The sequence below is a fragment of the Maribacter sp. 2-571 genome, from assembly GCF_050589625.1.
Taxonomy (GTDB): Bacteria; Bacteroidota; Bacteroidia; order Flavobacteriales; family Flavobacteriaceae; genus Pelagihabitans.
The window spans coordinates 232,473-248,205 of the sequence record NZ_JBNGOP010000002.1 but is presented as its reverse complement, the minus strand read 5'-3'; the positions used below and the strand labels follow the sequence as shown (position 1 = coordinate 248,205).

16 protein-coding genes are annotated in these 15,733 nt (G+C 45.0%); 5 read left to right on the top strand and 11 right to left on the bottom strand.

The genetic code is table 11. The features are described from left to right. Positions 1-163: 163 nt before the first annotated feature. Positions 164-1,453 carry an NAD(P)/FAD-dependent oxidoreductase gene (locus tag ACRD7P_RS02440; protein WP_430905889.1) on the top strand — a complete coding sequence of 430 codons (1,290 nt, stop codon included), beginning with the start codon at positions 164-166 and terminating at the stop codon, positions 1,451-1,453. 32 nt (positions 1,454-1,485) lie between these two features. Here the strand turns inward: ACRD7P_RS02440 and ACRD7P_RS02435 are convergent, their stop codons facing one another. Further along, positions 1,486-3,180 carry a glycoside hydrolase family 13 protein gene (locus ACRD7P_RS02435; RefSeq protein WP_430905888.1) on the bottom strand — a complete coding sequence of 565 codons (1,695 nt, stop codon included), beginning with the start codon at positions 3,178-3,180 and terminating at the stop codon, positions 1,486-1,488. A 247-nt stretch (positions 3,181-3,427) separates the two neighbouring features. Here ACRD7P_RS02435 and ACRD7P_RS02430 point away from each other — a divergent pair, with 247 nt between their 5' ends. After that, entirely contained in the window at positions 3,428-3,946 is a 519-nt protein-coding gene (locus ACRD7P_RS02430) for a hypothetical protein (RefSeq protein ID WP_430905887.1), read from the top strand. Positions 3,947-4,046: 100 nt separating this feature from the next. Here the strand turns inward: ACRD7P_RS02430 and xerD are convergent, their stop codons facing one another. Then, the gene (gene xerD / locus ACRD7P_RS02425; protein ID WP_430905948.1) at positions 4,047-4,943 is read right to left on the bottom strand and encodes a site-specific tyrosine recombinase XerD; all 897 of its coding nucleotides are present in this window, start codon (positions 4,941-4,943) and stop codon (positions 4,047-4,049) included. A gap of 298 nt (positions 4,944-5,241) precedes the next feature. On the opposite strand from xerD, the gene ACRD7P_RS02420 reads away from it, so the two are divergent. From ACRD7P_RS02420 to aroQ, 3 genes are all read left to right on the top strand, one after another. After that, positions 5,242-5,805, top strand: coding sequence for an outer membrane beta-barrel protein (locus ACRD7P_RS02420; protein WP_430905886.1), 564 nt, complete (start codon positions 5,242-5,244; stop codon positions 5,803-5,805). A 175-nt stretch (positions 5,806-5,980) separates the two neighbouring features. Continuing rightward, positions 5,981-6,499 carry a hypothetical protein gene (locus ACRD7P_RS02415; protein ID WP_430905885.1) on the top strand — a complete coding sequence of 173 codons (519 nt, stop codon included), beginning with the start codon at positions 5,981-5,983 and terminating at the stop codon, positions 6,497-6,499. Positions 6,500-6,641: 142 nt separating this feature from the next. Further along, positions 6,642-7,055 (top strand): type II 3-dehydroquinate dehydratase, encoded by a 414-nt coding sequence (gene aroQ / locus ACRD7P_RS02410; RefSeq protein WP_430905884.1) that lies wholly within the window; start codon positions 6,642-6,644, stop codon positions 7,053-7,055. 3 nt (positions 7,056-7,058) lie between these two features. On the opposite strand, the gene ACRD7P_RS02405 is transcribed toward aroQ, so the two are convergent. The 9 genes from ACRD7P_RS02405 to ACRD7P_RS02365 form a co-directional block, all read right to left on the bottom strand. Next, positions 7,059-7,355, bottom strand: coding sequence for a hypothetical protein (locus tag ACRD7P_RS02405; RefSeq protein WP_430905883.1), 297 nt, complete (start codon positions 7,353-7,355; stop codon positions 7,059-7,061). Between the two features lie 6 nt (positions 7,356-7,361). Continuing rightward, positions 7,362-8,045 carry a hypothetical protein gene (locus ACRD7P_RS02400; RefSeq protein WP_430905882.1) on the bottom strand — a complete coding sequence of 228 codons (684 nt, stop codon included), beginning with the start codon at positions 8,043-8,045 and terminating at the stop codon, positions 7,362-7,364. A gap of 68 nt (positions 8,046-8,113) precedes the next feature. Further along, positions 8,114-8,413 carry a DUF3817 domain-containing protein gene (locus ACRD7P_RS02395; RefSeq protein WP_430905881.1) on the bottom strand — a complete coding sequence of 100 codons (300 nt, stop codon included), beginning with the start codon at positions 8,411-8,413 and terminating at the stop codon, positions 8,114-8,116. Positions 8,414-8,440: 27 nt separating this feature from the next. Continuing rightward, positions 8,441-9,832: a dihydrolipoyl dehydrogenase gene (gene lpdA / locus ACRD7P_RS02390; RefSeq protein ID WP_430905880.1), complete on the bottom strand. Its 1,392-nt coding sequence runs from the start codon at positions 9,830-9,832 to the stop codon at positions 8,441-8,443. Positions 9,833-9,973: 141 nt separating this feature from the next. After that, positions 9,974-11,032 (bottom strand): nucleoid-associated protein, encoded by a 1,059-nt coding sequence (locus tag ACRD7P_RS02385; protein WP_430905879.1) that lies wholly within the window; start codon positions 11,030-11,032, stop codon positions 9,974-9,976. 83 nt (positions 11,033-11,115) lie between these two features. After that, positions 11,116-11,610 carry an IS1096 element passenger TnpR family protein gene (locus ACRD7P_RS02380; RefSeq protein WP_430905878.1) on the bottom strand — a complete coding sequence of 165 codons (495 nt, stop codon included), beginning with the start codon at positions 11,608-11,610 and terminating at the stop codon, positions 11,116-11,118. 26 nt (positions 11,611-11,636) lie between these two features. Then, entirely contained in the window at positions 11,637-12,671 is a 1,035-nt protein-coding gene (locus tag ACRD7P_RS02375; RefSeq protein ID WP_430905877.1) for a COX15/CtaA family protein, read from the bottom strand. A 168-nt stretch (positions 12,672-12,839) separates the two neighbouring features. Then, on the bottom strand, positions 12,840-14,780 hold the full coding sequence (locus tag ACRD7P_RS02370) for an OmpA family protein (protein ID WP_430905876.1): 1,941 nt from the start codon (positions 14,778-14,780) through the stop codon (positions 12,840-12,842). Between the two features lie 12 nt (positions 14,781-14,792). Next, a complete protein-coding gene (locus ACRD7P_RS02365; protein ID WP_430905875.1) occupies positions 14,793-15,731 on the bottom strand; it encodes a PorP/SprF family type IX secretion system membrane protein in 939 nt (312 codons plus the stop codon). Between the last annotated feature and the right edge of the window lie 2 nt (positions 15,732-15,733).

The window sequence follows — 15,733 nt, the reverse complement described above, 5'->3', positions numbered from 1 at the left end:
AACTTTTCGCATTAAAGTGAAAATTAGCAGTTTTTTGCCCAGTTGAAGGTTTTTTTGAGTTGCATAGCAGGGCTACGGGAGGAAAAAAAGGCGAAAATTGGGTTAAAAAGGGCAATTTTTTAACGAATGGGAAAAGTTTAAACTACTTCATTATACTTCAAATATGAATATTCCAAAATCGAGTTATCCGAGAATCGTTATCATTGGAGGGGGCTTCGGGGGCATCTCTTTGGTAAAAAAGTTGGCGCGAAAAGAGGTGCAGGTCGTACTGCTCGACAAGCATAACTACCATACTTTTCAACCCTTACTGTATCAGGTATCCACCGGTGGCCTTGAACCAGATTCCATTGCCTATCCGATACGGAAGGTTTTAAAGGACTACGAAAATTTTTACTTTCGGTTGGCAGAGGTAAAGGGGATACGTCCGGAACAAAAGCAGGTGGAAACGAATATCGGTCCCCTAGCGTATGATTATCTGGTGGTCGCTACGGGTTCGGAAACCAACTTTTTCGGAAATGACGAGATTGCCAAAAATGGTATGTCCATGAAATCCATCCCAGAATCCTTGAACCTTAGGAGCCTTATCCTGGAAAATTTTGAACAGGCATTGCTCACCGATGACCTTCATGAACGGGATGCCCTAATGAACTTCGTTATTGTTGGGGGAGGACCGACCGGAGTGGAGTTGGCGGGAGCGTTGGCAGAGATTAAAAAAGGTATTTTACCCAAGGATTATCCTGACTTGGATACGCGCCGCGCCCAAATCAATTTGGTACAGTCCGGGAATCGTATCCTGAATGCTATGAGCGAACAGGCATCAAAAAAGGCGGAAGATTTTTTAGAAGATCTGGGCGTACAGGTATGGAAAGACACCCGTATTACTTCCTATGATGGCAAAGTGGCGGAAACCTTGACCGAGCTTACTTTCCGTACCGCTACATTGGTTTGGGCAGCCGGGGTAAAAGGAGCGTTGCTACATGGTTTGGATGGTGAAGCGCTATTGGCCGGAGGGCGTATTCGGGTCAACGAATTCAACCAGGTGGAGCAGTGGCCCAATATATTTGCCATCGGCGATGTTGCCTGTGCGGTGAGCGATTCTTTTCCCAGGGGCTATCCGATGATGGCACAACCCGCCATACAACAAGGGAAAAATTTGGGTGAAAATTTGGTCCGTTTGTTGGAAGGCAAAGCAATGAAACCGTTCGTATACTGGGACAAGGGAAGTATGGCCACGGTAGGCCGGAACAAGGCAGTGGTCGACCTTCCAAAATTTCGGTTTCAAGGGGTTTTTGCCTGGTTCGTATGGATGTTCGTACACCTCTTCTTTCTTATCGGTTTTCGCAACCGTATGGTCGTATTCATCAACTGGGTCTATAACTATGTGCGGTTCGATCGCGAGGCTAGGCTCATCATTAGGCCCTTTAATAGGGATTATAAGGCCTTTAAGGACTAACCTGGATTATCTTCCATAAAATTAAACAGCTTTTAGCGCAAGCGATACACCGTGGCCTGGTAGGGAACCAATTCAAAGGTTTTTCCCTGATGTTGCTCCGCTTCGGAAGCGTTGGAAATGATTGCCGTTGCGGTGTCAAAAACGACCATATCCAAATTGATTTTGGCCCGCTCCGTGGAAAAGCTCAAGAGCACAAGAAAACGGTCTTGGCCCAAGGTTCGGGTATAAGCATAAATTTCCTCGTGCTCTGGTCGCAACAGTTCATAGTCGCCGTGGATCAAGGCCGGATTACTTTTACGTACCTGTACCATTTTCCGGAAATAATGCAATACCGAAAGCCTATCGGCTTCTTGGGCGGCAACGTTTATGCCCTCTTGGTAATTGTCGTTTACTTTTAGCCAGGGGCGTTCTTTTGAAAATCCGGAATGCGCGGTGGCGTCCCATTGCATTGGTGTTCGGGCGTTGTCCCTACTTGCCGATTTTTCGTTTTCGATAAAGGCGTCCAGATCGCCACCTTCTTTTTGAATGATTTCGTAACGATTAATGGTATTGATGTCCCTGTACTCCGATATGGTGTCGAATTTGATATTGGTCATTCCAATTTCTTCCCCGTAATAAAAGTATGGGGTTCCCCTCATGGTCAATAAAAAGGTATGCAGCATAGTGGCCGAATTGTACCAGTGGGATACGGAGTCGTTGCCCCAACGGCTTACGCTACGCGGAAAATCGTGGTTGTTCAAGTACATGCTGCCCCATCCCTTTTCTGCGAAAACCTTGTCCCAAGCACTGTGTACCTTTTTGAACTCGCTCAGTTTCCAGGGACTTTTCCGAATTAAAAAAACCTCATTGGCTTCGCGGTCGAGCGACATTAGATCAAAATGAAAGAACATGTTCAGTTCCCCCCTTTCGGCATCTACGAAATCGAGGGCTTTGTCCAAACCGATACCAGGGGCCTCACCGACCGTCATCACATCATATTTGCTCAACACTTTTTGGTGAAGCTCGTTAAGATATTCGTGTAACTTGGGCCCCTCGGAGTAAAAAGGTACAAAGTCCCCTTCATATTTTTTTGGTAGCTCTGGAAAATCGGTGTCCTTTGAGATAAAGGAGATCACATCCATTCGAAAACCGTCCACCCCCTTATCGAACCAGAATTTCATGATATCCTGAATCTCTTCCCGAACCTTCGGGTTTTCCCAATTCAGGTCAGGTTGTTTTACGGAAAAATAGTGCAGATAATACGCATCCGTTTTTTCATCATATTTCCAAGCCGTTCCGTCCACGTCAAAATAGCTCCATCTTTTGGGAGGTGTTCCCTTTTCGGCAGGCCACCAGTGATAGTAGTCCCTGTAGGGATTTTCACGCGATTGTCGGGACGCTTCGAACCATTGGTGCTCGTCACTCGTATGGTTGACTACCAGATCCATTACCAATTTCAAACCACGTTCTTTCATGCCCTGTAAGAGCAGGTCAAAATCGGCCATGGTGCCAAATTCCGGCATAATCTTTCGGTAGTCCGAAATATCATAACCGTTATCGTCGTTCGGGGATTCGTAAACGGGATTCAACCAAATAATATCGACCCCTAAACTTTTGATATAATCCAGACGTTTTATCACCCCTTGCAAGTCACCGATTCCGTTTTGTGTAGTATCTTGAAAACTTCTCGGATAAATCTGATAGACGATTCCTTCTTGCCACCATTTTCGGTCGGTTATCTGCTGCATTGGTAATGTGTTTGAATCATAAATATATCAATAAAGCGGTTAAGTAAACAGTATTTAGAAGCTTTAAAACTACTACAACGATTGCGTTTTCGGTTTTTTTGAAGGTTCTATTTTTTTTGTGCTTTTTAAAGAGTAGGAAAGGGGTTCTCTTTCGATAATTAAGGGTTCTTTCGTTAACGTTATTACAAAGCCGTAGGCATTTACCGTAATCGTTCTTATCTTTAGGTATCTTCCTAAAGCATCTACTATGGTACGATACTTTGTTACGGCCTTTTTCACCGCCGTTTCTTTCTTGAACGCACAGAATCCTCCGGATGTGTTGCGAACTATTGTTGGGAACAATCAAGCGAACAATACCGATTTTGCCTATCCGATATCCATGTTTGGCGAGCAGCATTCCTCCTTTTCGGTGAACTATCCGCTTTCGAAAACATTTGAGGCCGAGCTGCAAGGATTTTACAACACCTATATCGGTCCATTTAGCACCGATAGGTTTCGTGTAAACAGTCGTTTGAACTGGAAAATGGCAAAAAGGTTAACCGTGTTTTCGGGCTTGGAAAGTGAATTTGAAATTGACAAAATGGGAAGAAAAACGCGAAAACCCCGTGTAGGTTTTATCAGCGGTGTAATGTATGACCTTCGGGAAAACATATCCCTTGAATCAAAAATGAACCTACAACTGAACGATTCCCCGGTAGGGGTATATGGAGAACCCTTAATACGGATGCCCCAAGTCTACACTGTTGGTAGTAAAATTAAATTCTAAGGGAGCGATCGGTTTGCCAAGTTGGGATTAAATGTTGTTTTTAGGACCTACAGTGCGCGCGCTTAAATTGATCGTATCGCCTTGGCTTTATCGTTGGATTCTAATTTCTGGGATGAAATTTGTGGATGACCTCGGCCAAATGTGACCGGTCCACGTGTACGTAAACTTCGGTCGTGGTAATGCTTTCATGGCCGAGCATCTGTTGTATGGCCCTTAAATCGGCACCATTGGTTAGCAAGTGCGTGGCGAACGAATGGCGAAACGTATGCGGACTGATACTTTTTTTCAATCCAACGGTTTCGGCGAGCTGTTTGATAATGGTAAAGATCATGGCCCGTGTCAGTTGTTTGCCGCGCCGGTTCAAAAAAAGATAGTCTTCATGGCCTTTTACCTTCACTAAATGCACCCGTACACCACTACGATACAGATTTATATATTTTTTATTGACAGCACCTATGGGAACAAAACGTTGTTTGTCGCCCTTACCGGTCACTTTTATAAAATCTTCCTCAAAAAATAGGTCCGACAGTTTCAGGTTTATCAGTTCCGAAACCCGAAGGCCACAACCATAGAGGGTCTCAATAATGGCACGGTTTCGTTCGCCCTGCGGTTTGGAAAGATCTATTCCCGAAATCAATAGATTGATTTCGTCCACTGAAAGTGTGTCGGGAAGTTTGCGGCCAATTTTTGGGGTGTCGATCAATTCCATGGGATTGTCGGCCCTATAATCCTCAAAGACCAAATAATTGAAAAAACTCTTGAGTCCCGAAATGATACGTGCCTGAGAGCGTGCCTGTAAGGTTGCGGCCACAGCGTGGATAAACTGTTGCACACTTGCCCTAGTGATGGACAACGGGCTTTCGATCATATTTCCTTCCTCCAAAAACCGAACGAGTTTCTCTACATCCCGCACATAATTATTTATGGAATTGGTCGCTAGTCCCCGTTCTATTTTTAGGTAGTGTTCGTAGTCTTTTAAGGCCGTACGCCATTTCATGGGCCAAAGGTAATGCATCGTTTTGTATCCGGCCTTCCAAAACCGTTCAAAAGGGCAACACCGATTCTGTAGCAGTAGCGCATAAACGCGTTAAAATGATGTGGATGAATTAACGAACGTGGCAATCATCGATGGACAAAATTTCTATCTTTGCCAAGAGAATGAAAAAAAACCCCAAGGGATTTATTTAAATTTTTGGCACAAAAAATCGGTTTGACAAAAGAAACTGAAAACCGATAAAGATGGATGAACCATATGCGGCACAATCACGTATATGAACGTAAAACAATGTAATATCATGAGAACACTATTTGCAATTGCCTTTTTAGGACTTTTAGGAACCTTTCAGACCCAAGCACAAGGAGTTGTTGAGGGCACGAGTTCAATGAAAGTGGGCGACCTTCGGTTCGGCGCCAAAATGAGTTTGATGCTGACCGATCTGGTCGGGGACGGGGTAATCGACAATTCGGTGGCGCCTGGTTTTCAGTTCGGGGGAGCGGCCGAAGTTCCCATTACGGACGACATCTTCTTTGCCCCGGAAATGTTATTTTCCTTTCAAGGCGCAAACGGGATCGATGTGAACTTATTCTATCTGAATTTTCCATTGGTAGGGAAATATTACATCACCGATAAGATTGCCGCGGAATTCGGACCGCAATTTGGAATTTTGTTATCCGATAATATCGATAATATCTTTTTGGATTCCAATACCTTGGACCTGGGCATCACCTTTGGGGGAGGGTATTATCTTATGGACATGATTTACCTACAATCACGCTTTAATTTTGGATTTACCAAGGTTATAGAAAATGTAAAGTCCTATAATGCTACCTTTCAGGTGGGGGCCATTTACTATTTCTAAGGGAAAGACAAGACGACAACCAAACACGGAGCGGCAGGTAAAACTGCCGCTTTTTTTGTTTTTTGATGGCGATGGTCCTTCAATTGTACGTTCCACTACGTTATGTGGACCGTTGACAACATATTTTTTGAAGGCTCCTACTGTTGCGGTAGTTTTATGGGGCAATACCCATATCATGAAAAAACTGCTATTATTGGCCGTGCTAGGCATGGCCCCTTTGCTAAATGCCCAAGAGGGTTTTAAACTCGGGGCACATGGCGGAATTCCCTTGGGCGACTTTAACGATATGGTCGGTTTGGTCTTTGGCGCCGACGTTGGATATGCTTGGGCACCCAATAAAACCTTTGATGTCGGTGTAAAGACCGGACTTGTTCATGGGTTTCCCGAGACTTTTCGGGACGAGGTAATCCGTGAACGGTTGCCCAGTGTCGATTTTGTTCCGTTGGCCGCCACATTTCGTGTATGGCCAGGAACCACTTTTTCCTTTGGGGCCGATATCGGTACCGCCATTTCCCTGAAGGATGAGGTAGAGGGCGGTTTTTATTACCGGCCCCAATTGGGCATTCAGGTGGGTGCGGGGTCCGAAGTAAATTTTTCGTATTCCGTGATCGAGACCGATTCGGCAACCTGGTCTACGGTCACTTTTGGGTTCGCATATACCTTTCTATCCAAACGTACCCTCCGGGGACGTTGATGCTATACTGGCTTTTTTATCGATTTTAACCGACTGGGACGGTTTCCATCAAGCGTGTTCATGGTCCATTTTAAAGCCGAAAGGGTAGTAGAGATTTAGGGTTTTCTTTTCGGATTGAAGGTTAATTTCCTATTTTTGGACCATGAAGATTATCATTGTAAACGGCCCGAATTTGAACCTTTTGGGCAAAAGGGAACCCGAGGTATACGGCAATCAAACTTTTGAGGATTATTTTGCCACCTTACAGTTTCAGTTTAAGGATATTCAATTGGAATATTTTCAGTCCAATATCGAAGGGGAGTTGATCGGCAAATTACAGGAGGTCGGTTTTTCGTATGACGGTATTGTACTGAACGCAGCATCCTATACCCATACATCGGTCGGTATTGGCGATGCCGTAAAGGCCATAGAAACACCGGTCGTAGAAGTGCATATTTCAAATACGCACAAGCGGGAAGATTTCCGCCATGTCTCCTATATTTCCGCTGGCGCAAAAGGTGTTATCCTTGGATTCGGACTACAAAGTTATGATTTGGCCATCCGTAGTTTTCAATAAGGATCAGTCCCGTTTATCCCTAATTTGTCGAAGTTTCCAACTCTTGTATGCGCCACCGCCGATCCCTATGGCTCCACAGAGCGCAAAAAAGCCCGCTACGGCCAGTTTCCCGCCAAGATCATAAATTCCCCAAAGTAAGCGATGTAGGTGCATCTGCTCATTGCTCTGTTCCCAAGCAGCCAGGTCGTAATAGAGGTAAACGCCAAAAGCGATAAGGCCAAGCCCTATCAATAGGCCCGTAATAAGACTACTATTTGGATTTCTTGATGATTTTCCCGTGTACATGTTATCGTTTGCCATGGTAATTTATTTTTTAATATCGGTGATGTATCCTGAAAAGTGTTGGTCGGTATAATCGAAACCTGTTAAAAAGCGTTCTTTAAAACGGGGCAATGATGCCTTGATCTGACGGCTGCCAAAGCTGGAATCCGATAGGTCGAAAGCGAAGTCGGGGTCATCGCTCAATTGTTTGTGTACGCGCAACCAAATCGTATCCTCGGCAATTTTCGTTACCAAAAGCCATGTGGTGCCTTCACGTGCCGTTTGTCGGTTTTTGATAAAACTGATCATAACGCCCACTTTCTCCCCTTCACTTACCGCTGCAATGGCCCGCGCTTTTTCCTCATAGGAATGTGTTTGCCAAGTATGGTATGCCATACCGAACAAAAATGCCGCGATCGGAATGGCAATGACAAGATAAAAACGTTTGTGCAGTTTTATTCCCGTTGGGGCAAGTTGTAAGGTCTTCTTTTCCCTGTGGAAAAAGTTTTCGATTTCATCTGTCCATAGCACCGGGGATACCTCCGTTTGGGTGTGTCGGCAAAATAGGACCCCCGACACTTTTTTACTGTTTTTTGTGGAAAAAGCCGAGACAATGCGTTTTTGGTAAAAATGAAGTCGCAAACAGTTCTTTTGGTGGCAATCGGGGCAACGGTGCGGTAGTTCTTTTTCCCCTACAGAATCGTAATGTTCGGTAACGTTATAAAACATCAATATCGGTTTTGTTTACACAAATATCGAATATTCCGTTTGGTGACCGACCCCTTTTTTCCGTGTTTTTAAGAAGCCGTTTCTAGGGCCGTTCCTTCCGAGAGGTATTTTTTGTCCGCATAAAACGTGGCAAAGGGTAGGAAGGCCGCCAATAGTAGAATGGCCAGCTGTTTAAATCCCCATTTTTTATAAATACCCACAACCAGTACCAAAACCATATAGGCGATAAACAACACGCCATGGGCGTAGCCAGTGTACTTATTGGGCACCGGTAGATCGGCCATGTACTTTAAGGGCATGGTTACCGCAAAAAGAGCCAGATAGGAGATTCCTTCAAGAATGGCGACCGCCCTTAATAGTAGTAGCATATAGCTGGTTATAAAAGGGTATGTGGATTACAAGTGTATTACTTCATCGTAAGCATCGGCAACGGCCTCCATTACGGCCTCGCTCATCGTAGGGTGGGGGTGTACCGCCTTTAATACTTCGTGCCCAGTGGTTTCAAGTTTACGGGCGACCACTGCCTCGGCGATCATATCCGTAACCCCGACACCGATCATATGGCATCCCAACCACTCGCCGTATTTGGCATCAAAAATAACTTTTACAAAGCCATCCGAAGCTCCGGAAGCTTTTGCCTTTCCACTTGCGGAAAATGGAAATTTACCGACCTTGATGTCAAAACCTTTTTCCTTTGCCTGTTTTTCGGTGAGCCCTACGGACGCAACTTCCGGCATGCAATAGGTACAGCCGGGTATGTTACCATAGTCCAGGGGTTCTACCTGCATTCCGGCAATTTTTTCGACACAAAGTATTCCCTCTGCAGAAGCTACATGCGCTAGGGCCTGCCCTGGCGTTATATCGCCTATGGCATAGTATCCCGGAATATTGGTCTGATAATAATCGTTCACCAGTATTTTGTCCCTATCGGTGGCAATACCTACCGTCTCTAGGCCAATGTTCTCGATATTGGATTTTATGCCCACAGCGGAGAGTACGATGTCGGCTTCCAATTCTTGATCGCCCTTAGCGGTTTTTACCGATACTTTTACGCCATCCCCCGTAGTGTCGACCTTTGTTACTTCGGAAGAGGTCATAATTTTGATACCGCTTTTTTTGAAACTGCGTTCCAACTGTTTGGAAACGTCCTCATCCTCCACTGGAACAATTCGTGGAAGATATTCCACAACGGTCACCTCTGTACCCATGGCATTGTAAAAATAAGCGAATTCGATACCGATGGCACCACTACCGACCACGACCAATTTTTTCGGTTGCTCCTTTAGGGTCATCGCTTCCCGATATCCGATCACTTTTTTCCCATCTTGAGGGAGACTTGGAAGTTCACGGCTACGGGCTCCCGTGGCAACGATAATATGTGCTGCGCTATACTCGGTTTCACCACCGTCTTCACCTTTCACCGAAACCTTTTTTCCTGGTTTTAAGGTGCCATATCCATTAATGACCTCGATCTTATTCTTTTTCATCAAAAATTGAACGCCCTTGCTCATCCCGTCCGCTACGGAACGGCTTCTTTTTACTACGGCATCAAAATCCTTATCGACGCCCTCTGCGGTCAAGCCGTAATCTTGGGCATGTTTCAAATATTCAAAAACCTGAGCGGATTTCAAAAGTGCTTTTGTCGGTATACATCCCCAATTAAGGCAGACGCCACCAAGGCTTTCCTTCTCGATTATAGCGGTTTTAAGTCCTAATTGCGACGACCGTATGGCCGTAACATAGCCACCGGGACCACTACCTAAAACAATAACATCGAAATTGCTCATATTTATCTTAATTTGAAGTTGTATTGACGTTTTCTAAAGCGGGGCAAAAGTACGAAAATCATACTCCAAAAACCAATTCTTACGACCAGCGTTAACGTAATTTTTTGACGTTGCGATGGCCAGACCCCCGGTAATGGCAGTTTAGTTTTTTTCCTCTTTGTTGAAATAGACCAGGTAGTAGTACATCTGGCGTTCTTCGTCCCAACCCTTTTCCACAAATTTTTGTGCGGATTCAGGATTGATGAAATCCATTTTTATCTGAATGTTGGTATCCAGATTGATTACATTTTTTATCTTTTTTCGTGCATCGGAAACCGCTTTGTTGGCGATGTCAAAATTGGAAACGTCCTCGATACTGAACTTGGGCCCTTTTTCTACTTTATAATGTTTGAATTCCGGTATCAGTTCCGGGTTTTCGATTACCTCGTTCAAAAAACTGGTTTCTTCAAACGCATCATTTTTGGCAAAGTGATTTACCGCCCGGTTCATGAACAGTACCTCTTGTTGTTTGTCCTCGGCGGGTAGTACCACGTCTTTTGCAAAGTTTTGACAAAATTTCAGATAATTCTTGGTATAAAAATTCTCATCGGCAAGGGCGTCTACCTCTAAAAAGTGCTCCAACCAATATTTGGCATCGTAGCGGTTGCTGTCAATGGAAAGTACCTTATATCCTTCTTCTTTGGCAACGTTAAAAATGAGGCACCCCTTGTCCAATTTATTGACGTTGATGCCCTGTTGGACGAGGATGTCCAAATTATTTCCGTTTTCTTGAAATTGAAGAAAATCATGCTTGAGCTCGCTTTTAAAAATACCTATGGCGTCTACCTTGGTATTGTCGAGGAGTACATTACTTAAATAGGCAACATATACCTCACCACTTTTGATGTGCGGATGATTGGACTGTTCGAAGAGGTGGGTAGCCACTTTTTTTGAATTGGCGTGTAGGCTCGCAGGATCGGCAAAAATATCCGAAACGATTTTGTGCAACGTATTGAACGCTACATCGACCTCGTTAGAGAGCTTGAAATAACTTTCTTCTTTTTCTCGAAATGGTTTAAAAAAATACTCCTTTAGCAGACCGGTAGTCTCATCATTGAGTGAAAACGGTTCTTGGGATAAAAAAATACCCTCGTTCTTATTTTTGTTTCCTACGCGGTGTAGGGAAATGCTATCGATTTGAGTGGAATACAGGTTGATCATCGGTTGTAGGGCTTTTGTCGTGCCAATGCCAAAAGTGCATGGCCCGAAGCTTGTTAAAAAATGTTCAAAAAGAAAAAATGGTATTAGTTCCAGTTCTCGTCAAAATCCAGGTCGTCGTAGTTTTCGAAGGTGTCGTCAAAATCTACCGAAGGATCCGCTTCAAACTTTTTTTCGGGCGGTGCATCGGGCAGTTCACCAAAGCTGAACAACAGGTTCGGATATGCCCTGCCATCTTCTTTTTCCACAACATCGGCAAGCTCCACAAAAAAGGTCCACATATTCAAGAAATCATAGACGTAAATGAGTTTGGGATGTTGTTCCGTTAAAATATCCTCCAAAAAAGTCTCGTTCATCAGCCGTACCGTAGCTCCGCCTTCGCCCATATCAAAAAGTGCGATTTCCTCGTCTTGGTTCCATTCCTCGTCGCAGGTATAGAACGAGGCCATCTCGGTTCCCAAAAAACCGAAAGACTGCGCAATGGAATTATGGAGTTCTTCCAAACTTACTTCCGCAGCAATTTCGATATCCCTGAAAATATCCTCCTTTGCATCTAAAATAATCCTGATTTTGTAAATCATCGCCCCAAATTAAGGTGAGGGCAAAGTTACAAAGATTTGGGACTTTTATCCCCATTAAATATTTCTAAAACCAAATAAAACTGGGTGCCAAAAAGCAGTGATGCCAAGATGAGGTGGAGCGGTTGCGAGGCGAAGGGAAAGTCAAGGTAAAACATCGCGATACCGCTAAGTACTTCAAGGAAAACAATGCCAAGTACCCAAAACACCTTGGTATAACCAAAGTCACCTTTGTATACCCGGTATGCGATATAACCGTTCAACAGTACTACCAGTATGGAAAAGGAACGATGGACGTAGAACCAAAGGTCGGGGTCTTGTAACCAAAGGTTTTTTGCGATTTCGCCAACAACATCTATCCGGTGGTCCACGAATTGCCGTACCTGTGTTCCCATAACGATTTGAACCATCGACAACAGTGCCGCCAGACCGATAAGTACCAACAGTTGACGGTCATACCGAAATGTTGGCCTGGGCGTTTTGGTGGTATAGGTGATATAGAGCAAGAGGGCAACAATCACCAATGCCATTACCATATGGATGGTTATTTTTACAGGTTCCAATACCGAATACACTACGGTAGCGCCCAACCAGGCTTGAAATCCCATTGCAAAAACCGTTAAAAAGGAAAGTACCGTAATCGTTTTTCGCTTTCTCCAAAAACGAAGCGAAGCAATGGCCAATACCAATGTGCCCAAACCGGCCAAGGCCCCTAATAGTCGGTTTATGAACTCGATCCACGTGTGCCAAGGATTAAAAATAGCGTATTCATGCTTGGTATAGGGCTCCCAGTGGTCCGCCAAAAAGGTATCCTCGGTTTTAAAATCCGTTTTCGCTACCAGAAGCGCTTCGGATACAATGATGACCTGGCCTTTTTCATAACTTCGGTTGGGCTCCCACGCCAGTTCGGATGCCTCTGTCGGCGGGATTAGGTATCCGAAGCATTTGGGCCAATCGGGGCAGCCCATACCGCTCCCGGTCATCCGTACAATAGCGCCTGCGGCAATCACTAAATAGACCAGTACCAAAGAAATTTTAGCAATTTTTCTGAAGGATATTTGCATGAAATATGCTTTTTTTTACAAAATTACCACATCTTTCGCAGAGTAGGAACAATAGTTTCAAAGGTGCTTAACACCAGAAATGGTATAACGGCCCTTTACGTTTATGCCGCCCACAAAAAAAGGCCGTTCGATAACGAACGGCCTTTTTTAATGATAAGTTATGCGTCCCTAACGGACAACGATAAATTCCGATCTTCGGTTTTCTTGATGTCTTTCATCTGGGCAACTTTCCCGCGTATTACATTCGTTGGTCAATTGCGACTCCCCAAAACCTTCTCCCGAAACTCGGGAAGCATCGATGCCATTGGCAATCAAATAGGCAACAGTGTTTTTCGCCCTTCTTTTGGAAAGACCACTGTTGTAACCGGTGCTTGCTTTGGCATCGGTATGGGATTGTACTTGTACCTTAATGTCGGGAAAGGTATTCATATATTCGATAACGGCCGTCATGGTCCTCGACGCGTCAGGACGGATATCGGCCTTATCCAAATCAAAGTATACCGGTTCCAATTTTAAGAACGCGATCAAATCGGTTCCCTCATCGGCCTGTTTAATGGTTTTCTTTAAACGGACTTCAACGTCTTCGGTGTTATTGGCACCGACCACCTCGAATGCGGTATCGCCATCATTGTATTCTTCTTTGGTCGCTACTACCTTGTAGGAGCCGTCCTTACAGTCGCCCTCTAACATAAAGCTTCCATCGGCATTGCTCAGGGTTTCGGATACCAGTTCGGCATTCCGGTTAAAAATGGCAACTTTGGCGTTCCCCATCGGATTGCCGGTTTCGTCGTCGGTAACGGTACCTTTGACCATTGTATGGCAAACCAGATCTATGGGGTCGTTTTCGGTGAAGGCATAAATGTCGTCGCCTCCTTGGCCACCTTCCCTGTTCGAGGCAAAGAAACCCTTTTTGGTTTCTTCATTGATGATAAACGAAAAGTCGTCTTCCTCACTGTTGATCGGTTTCCCGACATTAATAATGTAAAGATTGTCCAGATCCTTGATGCTGGTCGCAAAAACGTCCAACCCGCCGAGTCCCGGATGACCGTCCGATGCAAAGTACAGTACGTTCTCGTCGGTCACGTAAGGGAACGTTTCCCTACCTTCGGTATTGATCTCGTTTCCTAAGTTTTTTGGTACACCGATACTACCGTCGCTATGCAGGTCTACCACAAAAATATCGGACTGTCCCACACTGCCCAACATATCGGAAGCGAAGTACAGTTTGGATTCGTCCGGACTTAGGGTAGGGTGGGCCGCGGAATAGGAGTCGTCATTAAAGGGTAACTCAATGATATTGGTCCAATTGCCATTATCCAAATTGGCGCGATAGATCTTTAAACGGCTCACTCCGGCGTCATCCCTTGAAAATCTTCCATTATTGGAATTGTTCCTTGTAAAGTACACCGTGGTACCGTCCTTGGTAAACGCGGTGGAGGATTCATGGGTTTTTTTGTTCAGGGCATTGGATAGTTTGGATGCGTTGGTATATTCCCCTGAAGCATCCGGCGTAGCGCTGTACAGGTTTAAAAAAGCACTATTGTTCCATAGATGTACCCTTTTTGACGTAATGCCGGAATCCCTAGCGGTGGAAAAAACCAAATTGTCGCCATCGAACGATGGGGCAAAATCCGACTGTGGTGAATTCACGGAAAGGCTTTTCACTTCATAACGTCCGGATCGCGCTTTGATCTTTTCAAGATAGTCCGGGTTGGCTTTGGAAACTTTGGCCCTACGATCACTTGCCTTTGCCTCTTCATATTTTTGCATCCATGCGCGGGCCGCCTCATACTCTTCGTTCGATTTGAGCGATTGCGCATAGCGGTACATATAATCGGGGTCTACGGTGATTCCTTCCAATTTGAAGAGCCTGCTATACCAGTCGGCCGCTACATCATAGTCGGCGTTCTTATAGTTCGCATCTCCCAAGTTCTTAAATATCTGTTCGTCGGTATATCCTTTTTCGACCAGACTTTCATAATCGTCGATTGCCCCGGCATATGCAAAGGAATCGAACTTGTCTCCGGCCTTTTCTACCTTTTTGTCCTGCGCGTTGCAGATCGCAATGGCGAAAAGGGTACAAAGGATACTTGATATTACTGTTTTCATCGGCTGTATGTTTTAGAAGAATCTTGGGGTTATTACTTTTTTGTACTTGGTAAGGAACTCGTAGCGCAACATAATCTCAAAAGAGCCACTGTTAAATGCGGTATTGCCCAGTTCGGTAATTTCTTTGTCATATGCAAGCCCTAACATGAACTGATCGGTGATCTGGAACCCGAACAGTCCACTCAGCGCGGCATCCCACCGATAGGCGGCTCCCAAGGTAAACTTTTGATTGAACATAAAATTCGCGGAAACGTCCACTTGCAAGGGAGCCCCACTGACGGCCTTTACCAAGGCTGCCGGTTTGAACTTCAGATCGGGATTTAGGTCGAACACATATCCGGTAATCAGATATAGGTTCAAACGTTCCTCTGCCAAAAAGGAGGCATTGCCCGATGCGTCATCAAAATGTTGGGTCTTTAGGAAATTGGGTACCGATACCCCGGCATAGAACTTATCGGTATGGTAATAGACGCCCGCTCCAAAATTTGGAGAGAACTTACTGTCTATATTGTCCAGATTGGTCGCATTAAGATCGGCCCTGTAATTTTGGAGCTTTGTAAAGTCTACGTTAAGCAGATGTCCCCCGGCCTTTAAACCAAAAGAGAGCTTTCCGTTCTCCGAGGTAGGCACCGTGTAGGAGAACACCGCGTCGAAATACTGGTCCTGGTTGGTACCGTTACCGATTTCGTCGCTTACCACGGACAGCCCGATCCCGACGCGTCGGGACACCGGGGTGTGAAAGTTTGCGGTAAAAGTGGTCGGCGCACCGTCCAATCCTATCCACTGCGTTCGGTAAAGACCGTTCAAGCTCAGTACGCCCCGTGAACCGGCGTAAGCAGGGTTCACTGCAATGGTATTGTACATATACTGGGTGTATTGTGCATCTTGTTGGGCGAAAAGACCATTCGACGCGGCCAGTATCAACGTTAAAGCTATAAAGAATTTTTTCATGG